This window comes from Paracholeplasma brassicae (genome assembly GCF_000967915.1).
GTDB lineage: Bacteria > Bacillota_I > Bacilli_A > Acholeplasmatales > UBA5453 > Paracholeplasma > Paracholeplasma brassicae.
This window is the reverse complement of sequence record NC_022549.1, coordinates 603,987-623,343: the sequence shown is the minus strand read 5'-3', so window position 1 is coordinate 623,343 and position 19,357 is coordinate 603,987. Positions and strand designations below refer to the sequence as shown.

General features: G+C 33.0%; 16 protein-coding genes. 3 read left to right on the top strand and 13 right to left on the bottom strand.

Features of this window, described 5'->3' with window-relative positions; translation table 11 throughout:
• Positions 1-50: 50 nt before the first annotated feature.
• Genes BN853_RS02785 through BN853_RS02775 form a run of 3 tightly spaced genes read right to left on the bottom strand, consistent with a single transcriptional unit; the run spans position 51 to position 3,661 of the window.
• Complete coding sequence (locus BN853_RS02785; protein WP_030004430.1) at positions 51-1,487, bottom strand: UDP-glucose--hexose-1-phosphate uridylyltransferase; 1,437 nt, start codon at positions 1,485-1,487, stop codon at positions 51-53.
• Between the two features lie 9 nt (positions 1,488-1,496).
• Positions 1,497-2,513, bottom strand: a complete 1,017-nt coding sequence (locus tag BN853_RS02780; protein WP_030004428.1) for an aldose epimerase family protein — start codon at positions 2,511-2,513, stop codon at positions 1,497-1,499.
• Complete coding sequence (locus BN853_RS02775; protein ID WP_030004426.1) at positions 2,510-3,661, bottom strand: galactokinase; 1,152 nt, start codon at positions 3,659-3,661, stop codon at positions 2,510-2,512. Before BN853_RS02775 ends, BN853_RS02780 begins: the two co-directional genes overlap by 4 nt.
• 274 nt (positions 3,662-3,935) lie before the next feature.
• Between BN853_RS02775 and BN853_RS02770 the strand changes: the two genes are divergently transcribed.
• Genes BN853_RS02770 through BN853_RS08955 form a run of 3 tightly spaced genes read left to right on the top strand, consistent with a single transcriptional unit; the run spans position 3,936 to position 5,302 of the window.
• Complete coding sequence (locus tag BN853_RS02770; RefSeq protein ID WP_030004424.1) at positions 3,936-4,529, top strand: LemA family protein; 594 nt, start codon at positions 3,936-3,938, stop codon at positions 4,527-4,529.
• A gap of 2 nt (positions 4,530-4,531) precedes the next feature.
• On the top strand, positions 4,532-5,098 hold the full coding sequence (locus BN853_RS02765) for a TPM domain-containing protein (protein ID WP_030004422.1): 567 nt from the start codon (positions 4,532-4,534) through the stop codon (positions 5,096-5,098).
• 45 nt (positions 5,099-5,143) lie between these two features.
• Entirely contained in the window at positions 5,144-5,302 is a 159-nt protein-coding gene (locus BN853_RS08955) for a hypothetical protein (protein ID WP_030004420.1), read from the top strand.
• Positions 5,303-5,367: 65 nt separating this feature from the next.
• On the opposite strand, the gene chrA is transcribed toward BN853_RS08955, so the two are convergent.
• The 10 genes from chrA to BN853_RS02715 all read right to left on the bottom strand — a co-directional run bounded on the left by chrA (position 5,368) and on the right by BN853_RS02715 (position 19,346).
• Positions 5,368-6,540: a chromate efflux transporter gene (gene chrA / locus BN853_RS02760; protein WP_030004419.1), complete on the bottom strand. Its 1,173-nt coding sequence runs from the start codon at positions 6,538-6,540 to the stop codon at positions 5,368-5,370.
• Positions 6,541-7,115: 575 nt separating this feature from the next.
• The gene (locus BN853_RS02755; protein ID WP_030004418.1) at positions 7,116-7,604 is read right to left on the bottom strand and encodes a TIR domain-containing protein; all 489 of its coding nucleotides are present in this window, start codon (positions 7,602-7,604) and stop codon (positions 7,116-7,118) included.
• Positions 7,605-7,652: 48 nt separating this feature from the next.
• Positions 7,653-8,546, bottom strand: a complete 894-nt coding sequence (locus BN853_RS02750; RefSeq protein WP_030004417.1) for a macro domain-containing protein — start codon at positions 8,544-8,546, stop codon at positions 7,653-7,655.
• 121 nt (positions 8,547-8,667) lie between these two features.
• Positions 8,668-9,021 (bottom strand): 4Fe-4S cluster-binding domain-containing protein, encoded by a 354-nt coding sequence (locus tag BN853_RS02745; RefSeq protein WP_084232904.1) that lies wholly within the window; start codon positions 9,019-9,021, stop codon positions 8,668-8,670.
• Entirely contained in the window at positions 9,017-9,220 is a 204-nt protein-coding gene (locus BN853_RS09190; protein ID WP_052591173.1) for a 4Fe-4S cluster-binding domain-containing protein, read from the bottom strand. The genes BN853_RS02745 and BN853_RS09190 overlap by 5 nt, the downstream gene beginning before the upstream one ends.
• 1 nt (position 9,221) lies before the next feature.
• Complete coding sequence (locus BN853_RS02735; RefSeq protein WP_030004415.1) at positions 9,222-11,045, bottom strand: AAA family ATPase; 1,824 nt, start codon at positions 11,043-11,045, stop codon at positions 9,222-9,224.
• Positions 11,046-11,056: 11 nt separating this feature from the next.
• Entirely contained in the window at positions 11,057-12,127 is a 1,071-nt protein-coding gene (locus BN853_RS02730; RefSeq protein WP_030004414.1) for a hypothetical protein, read from the bottom strand.
• Positions 12,124-14,280, bottom strand: a complete 2,157-nt coding sequence (locus tag BN853_RS02725; RefSeq protein WP_030004413.1) for a hypothetical protein — start codon at positions 14,278-14,280, stop codon at positions 12,124-12,126. The genes BN853_RS02730 and BN853_RS02725 overlap by 4 nt, the downstream gene beginning before the upstream one ends.
• A complete protein-coding gene (locus BN853_RS02720; protein WP_030004412.1) occupies positions 14,277-18,809 on the bottom strand; it encodes an AAA domain-containing protein in 4,533 nt (1,510 codons plus the stop codon). The genes BN853_RS02725 and BN853_RS02720 overlap by 4 nt, the downstream gene beginning before the upstream one ends.
• Positions 18,810-18,818: 9 nt before the next feature.
• The gene (locus BN853_RS02715; RefSeq protein ID WP_030004411.1) at positions 18,819-19,346 is read right to left on the bottom strand and encodes a hypothetical protein; all 528 of its coding nucleotides are present in this window, start codon (positions 19,344-19,346) and stop codon (positions 18,819-18,821) included.
• Between the last annotated feature and the right edge of the window lie 11 nt (positions 19,347-19,357).

Below are 19,357 nucleotides of genomic sequence, written 5' to 3'. Positions count from 1 at the left end.
GACAAAAGGAACTTAAGTTTAGCTAAACTTGAGTTCCTTTTTTTTATATATTAGAGTTGCTTAATGAATGAATCTATCGCATCAAAGCCTTGTTCGTCTAGTTTAAACACGCCACAGTCTTCTAATACTGCTTCAAATACGTGTCCGACCGCTTGATATAGCTCATCTAGCGAATAGTGTTTTTTAGTTTTTTTCAATTGATCAAGCCATGCTTTATGCACCATGATTGAATCATCAATGACATTTTCATTAACGTAGTCCAGTGCTTTTTTAAGACTTTGTTTAAGCCTAGCAGGTAGTACAGCTAAACCCATGGCTTCAATCAATCCGATATTCTCTTTCTTGATGTGCCATTTCTCTTCATGTGGGTGAAAAATCCCACCTGGGTAATCTTTAGTCGTTCGGTTATTTCTAAGAATTAAATCAAACTGGTAAAGATCGCCTACTTTTCTTGCGATTGGCGTGATGGTGTTATGTGCTTGATTTGTGTTTGAAATGATGTCAAGCGCTTCATTGTCATACGTTTGCCAAAGGCTTAAAAGAATGCTTGCGACCGCTAATAACTGCGCTTTATCTAATGAGGTTAAACGGATCGTTGATAATGGCCAGTTCAAATGTTCAATTGAGACCTCTTTAAAAGGCTTATAGGTTTTTCTAACACTTGCCTTTTCAATTGGAAAGCTGTGTCTACCTGCTTGGTAGTGGTCATGATTAAGAATTGAACCACCAACAATCGGTAAGTCAGCGTTTGAACCGATGAAATAACTCGGCATGTAATCGAGAAAATCTAATAGATTGATAAACGTCTCATCACTGATTTTCATGTTTTCATGAACGTCACTCAAGACAATGCTATGCTCATTAAAATACCCATAAGGTGAATATTGAAAATGCCACAACTTGTGATTAAGTTCTAGCGGAATGATTCGAAGGTTAGATCTTGCATTTTTGTAGTTTCGTTCATTTTCCTTACAAATCACGCATTTAGGTCCTTCTGATTGAATCTTTTTCTCTTTTAGGGCTTTTTCAATGTCTTTTGGATCTTTTTCAGGTTTGGATAGATTAATTGTAATTTCTAGATAACCATACTTGGAATCCGATAAAAAAGTCACGTTTTCTTTTAAACGTTTGGTTTTAATGTAGTTAATGTCTTTTGATAATGTATACAAATAGTCAAACGCCTGTTCTTTGTCTTTTTTAAATAACTTGCTAAAGTGTGCTTTGACTTCCATTGGGCTTTCCATAATCAAATCAAACAAGTACGCCTCAAACGAATCACGCTCTTCGATGGTGTTTGGTTCAAATAACGATTTTTGATTTGCCCAGTTAAGTAAGTTTTCTAAGGTTATTTCAATCGGTTGATTAACTGCTTGATAATCAAACGAAGTCTCATACAATTTTGATAAGTTTTCTTTGGCTTGGTCTAGATTTGTAACGATCTGTTTATTTAAGCCATAGGTTAGTAGTGCATTTAGATGTTCTTTCATTTGACCTCCCTATTCTTTAACTAGATATTTAATGTAGTGTTGATATTTCTTATCTTTTTCTAAAATACTTGAATTTAAGTTCTTATGGTGAATACCTGCTGGTTCAAACTGTGCTTCTAAACAAATCGAACTGTGGATGCCATTGGTATTGATCCCTTCAAGCGCGCAATTTGATTTATAGTTATGTGTGTAGATCACGACACACGGATAACTGGTGTAGAGTTCAAATTGTAGTTTGGATTCACTTGAGACAAGCTTACCCTTATAATCGGTTTCTTGTTGTGTCATAAAAGGCGTATCAAAACCAAGTTTTTTGGATTTGATGAGCGGGTTTAAGTTGTCTTTGATTTGTTTAACCTTTGTAAAGTCATAACACGTATAATGAGACTTCGTCGTCTTTAAGTAGTGATATTGATCATCTAGCTCCAAATACTCATGCGCGTTTAACTCTAACTGATGATCGTAAATGTAGTCTTTTTTAAGATCTAGATTGAAATACGCGTGATTGGTTAGATTACATAACGTGTCCTCATCACTGGTTGCTTCATAACTAATTTCAAGACCTTCGGCTGTTAGTCTATATGTAACATGTAAATCTAGGTTACCTGGGTAGTCTTCTTCCATGTCTTTAGACCGGTAATAAAATACGACTTCGTTTAATGCCTCATCAACCATTATGACCTCAAAATTCTGAAATGAAAAACCGTCTTTTCCCCCATGAAGTTTGACGTGAGGATCCCCATGACTTTCTAATTTGTAGGTCTTACCATTAATCTCATAAGAAGGTAAGAACAAACGTCCTGAGGTTCTACCAACGGTTTTACCATAATAAGAACGATTAAATAAGAAATCCTCGTAATCACTTGGATGTATTAGTAGATTTACCCAAGTCCCATTTCTTTTTAAGTAGTGATATTTGTAGATTGAAGCCCCGTAGGTCGATAAACTGACCTCGAATTTATCGTTACTAAGCACCAGTTCAGTCGTTTTTAATCCTTTGTTTTCATGTTTAATCGCTTTTATCATAATTTGCTGACCCCGTCGGTAAACTCAACTAAGTAGAATTCGGCTTTGGTCTTTGTCTCTTCATAATAGGTTTTCTTTGTTTTTTCAATCATTTCATTGACGTCTTCGTTTTTAACTAGCGCTATTGCACACCCACCAAAGCCTGCCCCAGTCACACGTGCACCTAGGGCCTTGTGTGTTCTTGCGGCATTAGTCAGTGAGTCTAAGTTAAATCCAGTGACTTCATAATCATCTTTTAAGGATTGATGTGACTCATTTAAGAGACGACCAAACCAATTGGCGTCTTTGGTTGATAACGCTGTTTTACTATCTAGAACGCGTTGTTGTTCATTAATGACGTGTCTGACACGTCTTAGGATGACGTCGTCTTTAATCTCGTTTTTAACTTCATCAAACTCTGAAGGTGTTAAATCACACAAGTACTTACAAACCTTTGTTTGTTGAATGATTCTTAAACCTTCTTTGGTTTCTCTTACTCGTTCATTGTATTTGGATTCGGTCGTTTTACGTTTGTAGTTAGAATTCATAATCACCCACGTATAACCTTCAAAAAACGCATCCACAGGGGTTGTCTCAAGGGTAGCCGTATTCATTAACAAGGCTTTATTTTTAATCCCTTTAGCAATGATTAACTGATCCATAATCCCGCAGTGCATGCCCATGTAGTTGTTTTCAACGTGTTGAGCAATCAGTGCCATTTTCTCTCTAGTTAACCCTAACTCATAGAGATCATTACAAATATAGGCAACAAGCACTTGTAGTGAGGCACTTGATGATAGACCTGAGGCAGGTGGTAGTGTCCCATTGACCTCTAAATCAAACCCAAAGGTTACACCTTCGTAATTTTCATTGACGTATTTTAAGACACCCTTGACATAGTTTGTCCATTCGTGGCTGCTATCATAATCTAGTGAGTTAAGACTCACTTGAATGATGCCTAATTCCTTAAAGTTATCTGAATGAAACCTGAACACTTGGTCTTTTCTTACTTTTACCGCAGCATACGTGCCTAGTGAGATGGCCGCAGGAAAAACAAGGCCGCCGTTATAATCAATGTGTTCCCCAATTAAGTTCACACGACCTGGTGAGTAATAAGAAACATCCGGTTCGATACCATACACATCTAAAAATTCTTTTTTGATATCCATTTAAATCACACATCCTTTTTCTTTATTATAGACTATTTTGATTGGCTTTTTAATTGTCTTTCTCAAATAGTCATTTTTTATAGGTCTTTTATAGAAAAACACATCTTTCAATCCAGGCAATTTCTCATAATTTCACCATTTATGCAAACATTTTATTTCAATTATTAGTAATTTCTAAAAAATGTGCTAATTATAGCTTTTATTATTTGATATTCAAAATAACTAGGGGTATAATGCTAATCAAATAGAATTTATCTATGAAGGAGGCCTAATCATGAAAACAACCAAATACGTTTTAATCGCATCTGTTTCTCTAATACTTATCGTTTCTTTAATCCTTGGCATAATGTCGGTTAGTTACTATAACCGCTTGGTTAGCTTAGATGAAAACATCAATGAATCCTACGCCCAAGTGTATAACCGTCTTGAACAACGACACGACACCATCACACAAATGGTTTCTACCGTCTCTGGTTTACAAGAACACGAACAAGCCATTTATGAGCTCATCTTAGAGGCAAGAACGAAATACTTAGCCGCAAGTGCCTCAAACGACGTTGATGCACTAGCAGAGGCAGATGCGCTTGAGTCACAGGCAATCACACAACTCTTAGTAGTGATTGAGGATAACCCAAACCTAAGTGTTTCTTCTGCCTTTAACGGCTTATTAGATACGATTTACGTCCTTGAATCTTCCCTTAGTGTCGCAAGAAGGGATTACAACAACGATGTTGCTTCCTACAATAGAACTGTTAGAAGATTTCCTGGTAATATTTATCAAAACATTTACTCATTTGAATCTAATCTTTCTTACTGGCGTATTAATGAAGGCGTTGACGAGGTCCCAAACATTGATTTTGGCGACTAATCATGAAAAAGCTTTTATCGCTCGTGATCTTGACACTGACTTTAGTCTCTTGTCAGAAATCGAGTCTTCCAAAGCCTTATAACCAATTCTACGTAAATGACTACGCCGATGCCTTAATGACTTACACCGAAAGAGAAATTGTCTCTTACAACCGGTATTTATACGAAACCTATGGTGAAATACAAATCGTCTACGTTACGTTTTTAATTAATGATGAAAAAGACATTGATAAGTACGATAAAACCGAACTCTTCCGATCGTTTAAGATTGGTAAAAACGACATGGGTCTTTTGGTTATCCTCTACTTTAGTAAGGATGACACCAGTGAGTATGAATCGAAACAATTAGAGGCTTACGCCATTGAAATCGGCTATAACTTAGAGCCTTACCTACCCATCCCAAGTTTATCTAACCTCATTGAGGAAAACCTTTATCACGAAGACAACTACGACATCCCTGATTTAATGGTAATGAGACTAAACTACGAGCTACTCAATCACTTCTATGTCAATCTTTATGAAGAAACACCCATTGTTTATGATATGGACGTCTATTTTGATGAACTATGAGCTGCACCTTATCTACCTGAGGATGAACAACAAAGCCAGTTTATTTTGTTTTATCTTTTCAGCTCACTATTTACAGGCTCATTTTCGCCCTTTACATTCATACTAATCGCTTTATTTGGTGGGCTATCGACCTTTGGGTTGATTAAACTTAAAGGTGGCGGTGGCTCTTCTGGTGGGATTGGTTTATTCAAACGCAGACGTTAAAAGCACAAAGTTGTGCTTTTTTCTTATTACATGAAAAAAAGATCCAAAAAGGATCTTCTTTAATCTTAAATGATAAACCCCAACAAAGCCGCACCTAAGACAATGAGTGGGGCTGGTATTTTCTTTGTGAGTAACAACAAAGCGCCTATAGCTAAAACCACATACTCAAGTGGATGCTCACTTAAATTAATGGTTGCGTTAATCGCAGTCATTAAAATTAAGCTTGCTGCTGTTAGTGAAACCCCACTTAAGAAGGACGTCATTAGTGGCGTTCTTCTAAGTGTTTTCCATAATGGGAATATAAAGTATACCAGTAATATACCTGGTAGAAAGATACTAAGACCACCAATGATACCAAATAAAAAGGCGAACTGAGACGTTTGAAATGATCTGGCTGATACGAATGCAGCAAAGCTAAACAAAGGCCCTGGAACGGCTTGATCAATCGCATAGCCAGAAAGAAAATCTGAAAGTGAAATTAAAGACTGCGTTTGAACTAAATCTTGAATCATTAAAGGAATCACAATTTGACCCCCTCCAATAACTGAATACCCATAACGATAAAATGACGTAAATAACGTCACAAGTGGTTCTTTGAATTCATAAAACAACACCTCGTTAATTAAGGCGATAAATACAATTAATCCAAGAATTGCCCACCTTGGTTTAAGTGCTACCTCACTTTTCGTTCTATCTTTAAGCTTTGGTAGTAATCGAACAAGACCGCCACTAACAAGTAATAATGGTACGACAAACACCGAATAAGGTACAAGCAGTAATCCAAGTAATAACATCACACCATAAAAAACCAAATCCTTACGGTTCTTTACCACACGAAAAGATAACTTGTAAGCCGCAAACACAATAAATGAAACCGCAATGGCTGGTAGATAACTAACAATGGGTTTCCAAGCATCGTTTTTGCTTACCTGTGAAAAAAATACACCAAATAGTGCCATGATTAAAATGGCTGGCATTGCCCAAACCAAAAACGTTAAAAACGCAAGCTTTGCCCCGCCAACCTTATAACCAATCGCAGTAATCGTTTGAGTACTACTTGGTCCTGGCACTAAGGCGTATAAACCAATTAATTCTGTTAACTCATTTTCAGTCAAATACTGCTTTTTTTCTACCAAGATCGATGAAAAGACCCCATAGTGTGCCTCTGGCCCACCATAAGAGCCTAATGAACACATCAAGACGTCCCATAAGAAAGTTTGATAACTAATTTTATTCATCCGAGCCTCACCTCATCTTAATCCGTTAAGTGTAACCATTTCATTATAAACACTTAACTGTTTTTTGTCATTCTATCATAAAAAGGATCGCAAGACCAAAGAAAACACTATTTTTTTACATTTAGTTAAGACTATAAGCAACTGATGAAAGAAAAGGACATGATTGAATATTCAATCAAATCCTTACATAAAATATGTCTGTCGCTTGATGGCTCAATTTTAAATGACGATGGGTGGCTCAGTTTTATATTACGATATACATCTTGACTACTGAAATCATGTAAATTCATTTTAAATCGTGTATTTTAAAATGTAAACGTGTAGAATTTCTAAGTAAAATGGTAATATCGACAAAAATCATGGTGCTTTTAGGTTCAAATAATATGAGCGAATGGAGAAACGGCTCTATATAGCGCAAAAAAGGCCTGATATAATTGTATCAAACCTATGCTTTCTATTTGTCTAATGTTACTAGTGCTAATAAAATTTAGCACCCTATTAATATTTTAGCACACCAAAAAATGTATTGTAAATTCTACAATAATAGGTCAATCTAGTTTAAAATTGGGATTTTTCTATAAACTGTTTACGAAATCATCGCTGTACCAATAATGACCTTTATCTTCTTTTTGCTTGGATACAGTTGGCCAATTGTCAATAACATATTGAAGTATTGTTTTTTTAAATGGAATGTGAATACTTAGAACATTATTTAGCCAAGTAGGGCACATTTTTTCATCAAACCTCGAATAATCTTTTAAATAAACAACAGCAATAGGTATTTCTCTTCTAATTGCACTCTCAACTTCCCACTTAACGAATTTAGTCAAATATTTTGTTTTATCTCCAACTAGCAATACAAACATTTTAGAATTTTGCATCCTTACTCTTAGCTGAGATTTTATTGATTCTTCTTGTGAGGAATCTCTTGCCGTATTTAAGTCATGCGCATTGTGAAAATCAAAATCATTATTATCATTCGCCTTCCAAGCCTTCATCAAATAATAATAGGTTATGTCGTTATCACCATCAAAAGCTACATATGTTTTGTTTCTATAAGCCATGCTGTTTCTCCTTTTTTAAATTACATTAATTGTAAAAAATCTAGATCTTTAATCAAATATTGAAATTTTATCTCTATCTTTATGAAAAACGATAATATTTATTTGGCCATTTATCTTTTCTTCGAAAGCAAAAATACCAGATTTTATCAACTTTAAAGATTGTTTATGAGTAAGTTTTGCTCTAGAAGTTCCCGTCCCCATAAGTGGCATATACAGAGGAAACCCTTGTCCATTTTCATCATAAAACTCAATAAGTGTTTCGACAGCTTTTCTAATATATATTTTATTAGACTGTGCATTATTTTTCTCATCAAATTCTGAAATTGCAACTAAATAAAATATAGTATTACCTGCATTAAGTATCGCAACTGTTCCTAAATCATATTTTTCCTTATTTCCGCGTCGTTTTTCATCTTCACTGTAAATTTGAACTGGTTTTCGATTTTGTAATTTTAAATTCGCACTTATCCTTGAATTTAGTTCATTGACAGTAATTTCATATTTTTTACAGAATTCTTCTATCCATATTCCGTGTAATGAATTGGGTGAAACAAGAGGATTTACTACTTTTTCGCCTCCAACATCAACAATTGTTTCAAATGTGTCATTTACAGGTATTACAATTATCCTCTTGTTTTTCTCTTTTACTTTAAAGGCATATTTTATTAGATCTCCATAACTTGCAAATACTTTGTTTTTCCCATTAGACCATATTCGATTTTTCTTGAATAAAAACAAAATTAAAATCATACTCATTATTAGCGAAAGTACTAAAATTGATATAATAATTCCGATTTTATGCCAAATATTAGTTAGACCAATATCTTCTAAAGATATAAAAGTCACCAAAATTGCAAAAACTGAAAATACTATACCGCTAATCTTCAAAAATAGGTGAAAAATAGGTTTAAGATTTAATTTTACTTCTGTTAGATAAGTCATTTGACATCACCTCTATTTTTTTGTCTAAATTAAGCATTTGCTGTATCTGACAATTTAATTTATAAAACTATACTGTATTTTTAATTCATAAATTCTATTGACCAAAACAATTCATAGTAATCTACTTTTTGATCACAAAGTCACCAGTAATTAGAAAGTTCTCAGAAATATTTATATCTACAAGGAAATCCCTTTTTTTCACAAACCAATCCATTTCATTAATGTATCTTTGGCTTACATGATAAAAAGTTTGATTAGTAGATCCAACAAGGTTTCTTACTTTATCGATTTCACTTTCAATAAACTGACCATCAATAATTAGATCAACTGAAGATATCAAAGACTCTTTCAGCTGTCTTATCTTATAACCTGTAAACAAAATTACTCCTAAATCAACATTGTGGAGTTCATTCGACAGTTCAGCTAAATGTTTTTGAAGTGTTGGTTCTCCACCTAAGAACGTTACTCCCTCAATAGCATTTTTCTTTTTTAGATTTTTTTGCTATATCTATGATTTCTTGTAACGACATGATGTGAGCCTGTTTCATCTCTTGTAACTCAGGATTACAACATCCTGGACACCCTATCGTGCAACCTTGAAACCAAATGGCCATTCGTTTATGAGGACCTTCTGCTTCTGTGCATAAGTTGATTCTTGCAATATTAAATAACAACTTACTCGACTTCAAAACTAAATTCCAATCCTTTGTTATTTGTCTTAACTAGTATTGATTGACCTTTAAGAGCAGTTAGTTCTTGTTTGTTTTTAAATAGATACATCGCAAGTTCATCTAGTAACTTATCATTAATAGCATTAAGAATGTCACGGCCACCTTTGGTAATATCCGCATCACTTAAAATATAGTTAACAAACTTCAGTTCATCTTCAAAAACAAGATCAATGCGATATTTTTCCAATATACCCATTTGAATCGGTCTAAGTTTTGAACGAGCAATCTTCACCATGAATTCTTTGTCTTGAATGAAATTGAACGGTACAATATTGTTATACCCTATACGACCAAGAAGCTCTGGTCTTTTGATTTCATTGTCAAAATAGTTTTTAACGATTGTGATGAATTCTTTTGCTACTTCTTCATGATTAGATGAAGGTTTAACTTCACTTGCACCTAGGTTAGATGTGAAAATGATGATGCTCTCGCTGAAATAGACCGTTTCACCTTTACTGTCAGTTAAACGTCCATCTTCTAGGATTTGTAAAAATATATCTAGGATTCTTGGATTAGGCTTGGCTGCTTTTTCAATTTCATCAAAAAGTATGACACTAAAAGGTTTTTCCTTAATGGCATTTGTCAATCTGCCACCTTCCTCATATCCTACATATCCTGGAGGTGCTCCAATTAATTTTTGATCGGAGTTGTCAGTCCCATATTCGCTCATATCAAAACGAATACATGCTTGATCGTCACCGAATAAGAATTGTGCTAAAGTTTTAGATAACTCTGTTTTACCTACTCCAGTAGGTCCAACGAAGAATAAGATTCCTTTAGGCATCGAACGACTTGATGATTTATGAAGACCAGTTAAACCCATATATGCTTTAACGATGATCTTTTCAATCTTTTCGATGGCTTCATCTTGACCAACAACGCGTTCGGATAACTTTTTCTTGATGTTTTTAACATCGTTATAATCCAGTTTTTCCCAAGGATTATCTTTTTCACCATATTTAAACAGGTAAAAAAGCTTATTGAAGGTCATCTTACCTTCTTTTCTAGATAGTTTTGAAAGTTGAATAATCTCACGATTTGTAAAATCATCGAGCATATCAATATACTCACTTTTTTTCTCACTCGTAAGAAGAGTTTCGCCTGGTTTTAGCTTAACATCAAAAGCTGTTTCAATCTTAGCAAGCATTTCTTCCCTTTCTAAACGATCAGGCTTTTGTAGGGTAATCGTTGTCACTTCTGGGTTAGATTGGTAAAAAGAGATTGGAAACATCGATAATTTATTTGCGATTAAAATAACTACACTTCCGTTAGTATCTTCTGATAGATAGTCAACTTTACGATCTTTGATAGCTTTTCCTAATAATGTTAAATACTCTCTTTCATCATCCATCAATTGATTCCCATTGCCAAATAGATAGTCTGCCCAATTGAGTACAAAAGCTACTTTTCTTTTTGGATTAATCATATTCTTGAAGACTAGATTAAAGATTTCCGCAGGTTTCTTAAATAGACCAGACCCTGTTTTTTTATCGTCTTCTTCATCATCAAATTCATAAGTATCGCCTTTAACTTCAACATCATCAACGAGATCAAGTTTTGTCAAGTCGCCATCAACACCATCGACTCTATCCCAATAGATTACATCTTCATATGCCATATCTTTAAGCATATCCATTAAATAGTCTTTTAGAGTGACAATGCGTTTTTTGTCATTTAAAAATACGTCTCCAACATTGCCTTCAATTACAACAGCTCTTTTAATCCCAGTTTCTCGTTTGATGCGATTAAAACTCGTTAGTATTGACATAAATACCCCTCCTAATTCGTTCCCTTATTTTTATTAACTGTTTGATACTTCATCGATTGATTTTTATCTGGGTTACTCCAATTATCGACTTGTTTAACAACTTTAATATCATAAATATCCGCCAAATCCTTCATGAAAGGCTCAATGTCTTTTTGACATGCTTGACCTTCGTAGCCATCAAACTTATAGATAAATTTGCCATCCAAATAAATACGAAACTCTGCTCTTTCACCACTAACCTTTTGAGCAATAAACCTTACTTCATTCTTTTCACGGTCAATTTTTATATTCTTCTTATCAACAATAAACCCTCGTGTTTCAACGGTCTTCATAATAACTTTCAAGGTTTCTTTGCGAACAGATTCTCCAATAATTTCTGAAGTTGCTTTATTACGAAAAGTTTCTATATCAGATATATTTTGGATCTTTGATGAAGAGATGTTTTCAATCACTTGAACATCTACTTTAGCATCTTTAAGCTCTTTTTGGATTTCCAACATGATTTTATCTTTATGCTTTTCAAGTGATGTTTTTAGTTGCGCATTCAATCGGTTTTTTCCTAGTAGTTGTAATTCTGTCCATGACTTATTTACGTTTTCACCTTGCAATGCAACTTGATAGATACTTTCTCTTAACATGAAGTCATCAATTGTTTCAAGTTTTTTTAAAATATCTTGACTAATACTAATAATGCCTAGTGCTTGATTACTTAGCGATTGTTGATGTCTATTTGTAGCATTAATAAGTTCATCATTGATTAAATCTTCCATCGCATTTAAGCGATATGAGGTTAAATTATCAACTATCTTTGATAAGTTATTCGCATTACTTGCTATACTAGCTTCTCTAGTTTTTGCATTTGCTTTGGAAATGATTTGATTGAGCTCAGCTGTAATATTTGCTTGTTCTTTTTTTAAAAACGATTCATAAGAACGAACTCTATCCGTGATAAGCATACTAGCTTTATCTTTAATTCTTGCAAGTAGTTCATCAATTTTGCATAATTGTTTAAGCGCCTGTTCACATGTTGCTTTAGCCTCTATGGATAGTGCTTCATAGTTAATTGTTGCTACATGACTCATGCTTTCAATACCTCCTTAAATACAATATCTGACCATTTGGTTATATTACCAGAATCGATAACTACCTCGGCACTAGTTGGATGAATCAAACTATTTCTTGTTTTTCTTAATTGATGCAATTCAGGAACGAACTCTTTCAATTCTTCCGCATCTTTGAGTTCATTAATCATAGATTCAGTGTTACCACTTAGCTTATACTGATTCTTAAGTATCCACTCGAGTTTTGCAAAAAGATATACAATGGCAGTGAAGTGCTCTTTTTTGTTAATCTTCGATGTGATAAATGATTGATCAATACCTTTGGGATTATTAGTTGCATTTTTCTCTTCTGTAAACACGCGACTTAAATACTTTAAATGCTTATCAAATTCTTTAAGTTCTGTAAATGCACTGACATCAAATTTCTCATACTTGAGCAATTCTTCAAGTTTAGTAGAAAATCCGCTGTAAACCTCTTGAAACTTCGTTCGGTCGATATCTTCCTTAATGACGAACTCGTAAGGTTTTCTAATATCTGTTAATCCCCTCAGTTGATTCAAACTAAACTGGATTGTCTTAATCAAATTTGAAAAGTTACCTATTGTATTTATTTTTTCATTATTGATGATTTTTTGGGTGAACTCTTTCAAAATATTGATTTGAGAAAAAATATCATTGAGTGAATAATTGAGAGATTCTAATAATTGAAACAGTTTCTCATTCTCTACATTGGGATTGCTTTCAATAATTTTGTGAATCATCGTGATATTTTGTATGTTCAGGAGTTTAATTAACCAGCCACCTATAGCAATCTGATGTTCTATCGTTTTTATCGGTAAGGTCTTGAAGTATTCATCAAATAAATTCTGTACCTTTCGGTTAAACCAATCCTTGATAAATGTGATGTCAGTTGTATCTTTAATTTCTTTTAGTATGTTAATACTTTCTTCGGCATCTTTAGTAATGTATTTATCCATCATCAATTCTAGAGATTGTCTATCATTTAGAGTTTTGAAGATATGTATACATTCTTTTGCATTTTCAATAGAATAAGTCTTAAAAATCTCCATCAGACCATTTGTCATCGCTTTTCTCTCATCATCCTTAAATGTGACTTCAACTAACAGATTAATGTTTATATTCCCTTTTGTTGACTTGTTGATTAGAGGTATTTGGACAGGCATATATGCATTTATTTTTTCTTGACCGCTGATGTGAATTGTCTCAATATTCGAGTTAATCCTTGATATAAGCGAACTGGCTTGGATGACATGTGTTGTTTGTTTAGGCATGTAATTTGATTTTGTGATTATGACTGATGCTGTTTTATTTAAGATTTCTTGATAATCTTCAGGTAACATCAAAATACCTTGTTCAATCACTTTAGCATCTAATAATGCTGGCTGATTACCCTTAAACTTAAACTTTCTTTTGACACCTAGACCGTCTGCAATTAACTTACTATCATAGTATGTTTCAAAGAAAGTTTGCAACTGACGATTTCCAAAATCAAAATCAATTGAATGATTTTTACTATCTATCGATAATGTTATCGGATATGTTGTATAAAAGTATTCATTGCTCATGATAGAAACATCTGTAATGATTTCATCCTTTTTAACAATGATTCCTTTTCCTTTGACGCTATTGAGATAGTCTTCTAACTGGTTTATGTTTTTATACTCGAACTTCTCTGCCAATTTATTCGGAAGTATGGAACTATCGATTCGACCAATTTTCCAATCTGAAGGAATCTTATCCATCAATAGATTTTGAGCAGGATCATAAAATACTTCTTGTTTTGATTCAATCGATTTTGCAGCTGGAATTAACTCGTCTCTAAAAACTTTTTTCCCTTTTTCAGTAAAAACAAAGTTCCCTACTAAATACTCTGAAAAGTGAGTTCTATTATACTCATAGGGTTTACATTTAATGATTTCTAGTTCATGGATCAACTTATATATCTCATCTGCAAATATCCCATGTAAGTCTACAGGGACGCCAAATTGGATTAATAAATTACTTAATTTTTCTTTTTTGTTCGCTGATTCATTTATTAACACTAAGATAATATAACTTACACCCGTAGGTTTAGATACTTCTGTATGATGAATTAATGTTGTTACCTTTACAATGGGAAAAGGGAAAGACGTTTCAAATTTAAAGATGCTCACTTGTTACTCCCCCTTTCTTTGATGATATCAACATCATCTAATACTTTGCCATATATTTTAATCGTATCAATTACTTTCTCATACACTCTAAAATTCTTTTGATCATTATTTGAATCGCCCATAACATCAGGTAAATCAATGACCCCTTTACGAATTAAGTAATCTTTGCTTCCAACAATAATGAGTAATCTTCTGGCTCTTGAAAATGCGACATTGATTCTTTGATATGCTTTAATAAAATCTGGATTACTTCGACTTGGATCTATTGGATTTCGAACCAAAGACACGATGATAATATCTCTTTCATCACCTTGAAAATCATCAACAGTACTTATGATTAATCTAGAATCGCTTTTTTCATTAAATGATTTGAAACTTGTTAGTTTGTTCGCCTTTAGTCTTTGTTTAATAAGACGTGCTTGATCTCCATACGTACAAATTACACCAATACTCATACGCTCATCAATGCGTTGATGCTTATTGATTCTTGGGTTAAAATCTTTGTTTTTTTGATATCCTTCATCAATCTTTCTTAAGAGTTCAGTAATTATATCTGCTTCACCTTTGTTTTGAATAGATGTTGAATCTTCAGAACGATTTTCATAGTCTTTACTGTCAACAAAATAAATATGTTTGTCTTGCTCAATAATTAATCTTTGATTCCCTTCAATATTTAAATAATGCTTTTTGTTGCTGTTTTGGGCAATGTCACCGAGTTCAAGATTTTTATTATAAAAGTGATTGAATACATTCATAATATGCTCGTGACTTCTATATTGCTTAGTGAGCATAATTTTATAATCGTTAGGTACTTTTTCAAACAAAGTTTTAAAGAAACTCTCCTCATACATAGAAATATATCGCCTATTAATAGCTGAATTAATGATATTTGGATCAAGTCCTTCATAATCCTCATCTCTAAAATTGCGATATTCATACATCGGCGGTAGTTGGCGATGATCACCAACCAAGATAACTGTCTTTCCATATAAAATAGGAATGAGTAATTCAATAAAACTAGATTTGCTGACCTCATCAATGATAACGACATCTATACCTTGTTTTCTTAAGTCAAGTTCTCCAAGATTATATGCTTCAAGTTCATTCATAGATTTTTCATCAAACCTGTCACGGCTTGTTGTAGTTGTTCCAAACAAATTTACTGTATCAAACAATGGCTTCGTATAATGTTTTCTATCTTCTAGTATAATTTCTTCTTTTTGAATATAGTCGCTGATTTTTTTATATACAGGTATTTTTGTTTGATTCTCTTTTTCTTTTTCTTTAAAATTCAATTCTAAGTCTTCCCACTCAAATTGAATCACATTAAGTGCTTCATCTATAGATTTGTAGTTAGCAACAACATCAAACTGCTTAAAGAAGTTTTCGAGTTTGATTTCTAGCTTGTTTTTACTGTCTTGATAATCATGATAAGACTGATCTTCACGTAATTCCGAAATGATATTAGAGATATCCTTGAGTTTTGAATCAAGCTCAATCAATTTGTTGTTCATCATGATAATCTTGTCCGCTTGTTTTTGGATTTGAGCATTTAATTGACTGGTAATGTCATTTTTCATCTTTAACATTGTCGTTTGAATTTTTTCTAAATGTTCGACAGCGACTTTATGATTTGCACTTAACCAATTTGGATTATATATTCTACCAATGGTCATTTCTGATAAATCTAAATTGTCATCTAAACTCTTGATTTTATCGTTTATTTCAAGATACTCTTTTTGTTTTTGTCTGCGAGTTTCAATTGATTTTTCATCATTTTGATCAAGTAACTCAAGAATTCTTATCCCCAACTCTTTCTTTTGTTCTTGAAGTTCATATGATATTTTATTTGATTGAATTTGGCTTAATTCACTGACTATTTCTTGGGGTTTAGCATTAAAGACTGTTCTTATGAAATCATCCGTATTAGCAATATTAAAAACAGAACTATCAACTGCTTTTTCGATTGCTTTCTTGTATTCATCAATGCTTTGCATGTCTAGATCCTCATCAAAACTAAATAGATGATTTTGAATTCTTTTGTAAGTGTTGAAATATTTATCTTTCTCATAAACATATGCTTCTTTTTTATCAACAATTGAGCTTCGTTCTTCTTTCAACTCATCAAATGACTTTTCAAAGTCAGTGATTTTTTGAGAAATTTCATCGCTTTTCATTTTGTTCTTAGTTAGTATTTGATTTAGAACTTTTAGTTCTTTAAAGTCAAGATTAAATTTTTCTTTATATTCAGTAAAGTTCTCATATGATCTAATGGTCTTTTTCATCTGTTCAGCAATATTGTAATATAAGTTATCTACTAAATTTTCAGGACTAAAATCACTGTCTTTTCCTGATTGGGATGTCATGAGTCGAATGGGTCTAATCTCTGCAATTTTTGGTAAGCGTTCAAAGACATTATCAATTGCCTTATGGGTTTCACTAGAAATTAAAACCTTTTTACCATCTTTAACAAGATGACCTACTATTTCAGCAATAACTTGAGTTTTACCTGTTCCTGGAGGGCCCTGTAGTAAAAACACACCATTACTAGTAACGGCTCTTTTGACAGCTTCTTTTTGTTTGTCGTTTAGTTTTTCTAAAAACCAGTTCCAATCACGATTTTGGTATAAGTTCGGACTTAGATCTTCTGGAGAAAAGAGAAAAGTAGATAAATATGGATTCTTTACATTGCCTTCAAAAAATGATTCAAGTGCATTTCTTTGTCTATCGATTTTTGCCTGTTCAGCTCGATTATTATATATAAGATGGCGATACTTCTTATTATGAAGCGTATTTACAACACCATACTGGTTTTCTGGATCCGTTTTGAAATAAAGTGAAAAGCGAACAATTGATTCTTCCCTGACACGCTTGGCTATTTGCTTTCTTAATTCTTCTTCAAGTTCTTGTTTCTTAGTATTCTTATCTTTTCTTATTACATCTTGATAATGATTGATTCGTTGTTGTTGGAAATTTTTAGCGAACTCATTAAGATTATGTTTTTGTTGAGTTTGTAATTCGACTCTTCTTGATTGAACCAAACCTTCATTTCTATCAACAAACATTTGCTTAATGTCAACGTTTTGATATGCCTGTTCAACATTATTCTCATATGCTTTTTTAAGCTCGCTCATCTGGCTTCTTATAGTTTCTTGCTTGTCTTTATTCTTTTCTTTTTTAAGTTTTTGATTAAGTGCGTTTAACTGCTGATCATAATCCTTTTTCAATTGTTTTTTTAATCTATCAACTGCATCGTTATACTTTTGCTTAATAACGCTGTCATTCATTTCTCTTACATCATTATTAAGTTGATTGTTCAATAAAGTAGTGTACTCATCCAGTTCTGATTTTAAAGCGTTTGATAACTCTTGTTCTTTGATTGTTAAAGCTGTTGATGTTTCACTTTCAATTTTCCGTTGATAAACAGCATCGATTGCAGCTAATTGTTCTTTGATCATTTTCGCATGTTTTTGTTCAAGATCAGCGCAATCAGGCTCAATTTCGCTTTTTATAATTTTGAATCGTTGTTCCAATTGAAAACTGTTTCTTAATTGCTCGTTATACTTCTCGTTTTTTGGAGGAACATCTGATAACGCTAAGTTATCGCGTGCAAAAGAACGAATGCTCGTTTCAATCTTATTTTTTTTTCGTTCATTTTTCTCAACCGTCTCTTCAAAATATTTAAGTCGATTGTAATCAATATCTACTCTAATTAGATGGTATGGTTCGGTATCATCAAGTTCTTTTTCTAAAATGATGAGTTCGCCTTTTGAAAAATCGTGATGTGAATCAAGTAGGTTGGCGTCATACAATTCTTTGTTTCTTTGATATCTTCTTCTATTGATTGAGTATGCTTCTTTATATTCTACATGGGAGATAGGAAAGTGTCTTTGCGTTTGTGTGTTCAAATAATATTCTCTAAACTTCAAGTAATTATCCCATTTATCATAGAACTTGATGACAGTATCATAGTTTTTAACTGGATAGTTCGTTTCTATCAAGTTAAGTATTGTATTAGGCGTAAAATAGGTTTCATTGTAATCGATGTGTTGAATTGACCATGTGTGCTTTTGAAATGCAGAACAAGCGTAAGAGTTCATAATTAGTGTTTCACCATATTTCGTAAAACCTTCATCGATGAGTTCTATGCCTTTAACGGATAGCATCTTCAGCTTTCCACCTTCAATGATATCTCCAATTAATATAACACTCATATTGTTTGGTAGTCTTTTGGATAGTTCAGAGCCATCGGCTCTAAGAACAACATTTCTTAAAAAGCTTGCAGTTGTACGTTGTATTACTTCTCTTTTATAATTCGGGCAAGAAATATAGTACCTCTTTGTTAATCCTGATGGAAATGCATTCTCAACAAAAGACCTTATATCACTAAATCTTGTATTTAAAGGTAGTCTATTATTTATGAGTTCAAATTGTTCCATCAAAGGTGTGCTGTATATGTTTTTGTTTTTATAATTGTTTTTTTCTTTCGCTTCTAAGTTTGTATAAAAATCTAAAAAAATAACCGGCAAAATGTCCACCTACTTCCTTAAAGCATTTTTAGAATATACTGCATACACTTGCAGATAATCTAAAAAATTCTTAATTTCTAGTGAGTTCATTTCGCAGGTAATTTCAGAGACTTTATCAATGATCACTTTTTTTGTAATGTCATCTAAATGTTCAAGCTTCATAGCAATTGCGGTAATGTTTCGGCATGAATCTAATTGTGCGGTAGCTTCATTCAGTCTTTTTTGAAGTGTTTCAATCGCAATCGTATCGTGAGAAGCTTTTTCTTCTTTGTCTTGAAAAATACTATCAATTCTTTCCGAATACTTGACTAAGACGTTTTTATCATTTTCATCTAAAAGACGAGATAATTCATTCACATTTTCTTTCCCAAACAAATAAAATATTTTGTATTGCTTATCGTTTGGGATTTGATCAAACGAATCAAAATTACGATAGTTATATATCGTTGCTTTACTCACTTCTAAGTATCTAGCCAAATCGTTTACCTTAATCGAAAACTTGGTGACAAGACGTTCAAATAGTTTTGATTGAATCATTTTAAACACCT

Excerpts from the sequence above, each read along its gene's own strand:
- BN853_RS02765 (WP_030004422.1), top strand. The coding sequence starts at position 4,532 with ATGAAAAAGCTTTTATCGCTCGTGATCTTGACACTGACTTTAGTCTCT.
- BN853_RS02730 (WP_030004414.1), bottom strand. The coding sequence starts at position 12,127 with ATGAGTCATGTAGCAACAATTAACTATGAAGCACTATCCATAGAGGCT.
- BN853_RS02770 (WP_030004424.1), top strand. The coding sequence starts at position 3,936 with ATGAAAACAACCAAATACGTTTTAATCGCATCTGTTTCTCTAATACTT.
- chrA (WP_030004419.1), bottom strand. The coding sequence starts at position 6,540 with ATGAATAAAATTAGTTATCAAACTTTCTTATGGGACGTCTTGATGTGT.
- BN853_RS02715 (WP_030004411.1), bottom strand. The coding sequence starts at position 19,346 with ATGATTCAATCAAAACTATTTGAACGTCTTGTCACCAAGTTTTCGATT.
- BN853_RS02780 (WP_030004428.1), bottom strand. The coding sequence starts at position 2,513 with ATGATAAAAGCGATTAAACATGAAAACAAAGGATTAAAAACGACTGAA.
- BN853_RS02735 (WP_030004415.1), bottom strand. The coding sequence starts at position 11,045 with ATGTCAATACTAACGAGTTTTAATCGCATCAAACGAGAAACTGGGATT.
- BN853_RS02755 (WP_030004418.1), bottom strand. The coding sequence starts at position 7,604 with ATGGCTTATAGAAACAAAACATATGTAGCTTTTGATGGTGATAACGAC.
- BN853_RS02750 (WP_030004417.1), bottom strand. The coding sequence starts at position 8,546 with ATGACTTATCTAACAGAAGTAAAATTAAATCTTAAACCTATTTTTCAC.
- BN853_RS02785 (WP_030004430.1), bottom strand. The coding sequence starts at position 1,487 with ATGAAAGAACATCTAAATGCACTACTAACCTATGGCTTAAATAAACAG.
- BN853_RS02775 (WP_030004426.1), bottom strand. The coding sequence starts at position 3,661 with ATGGATATCAAAAAAGAATTTTTAGATGTGTATGGTATCGAACCGGAT.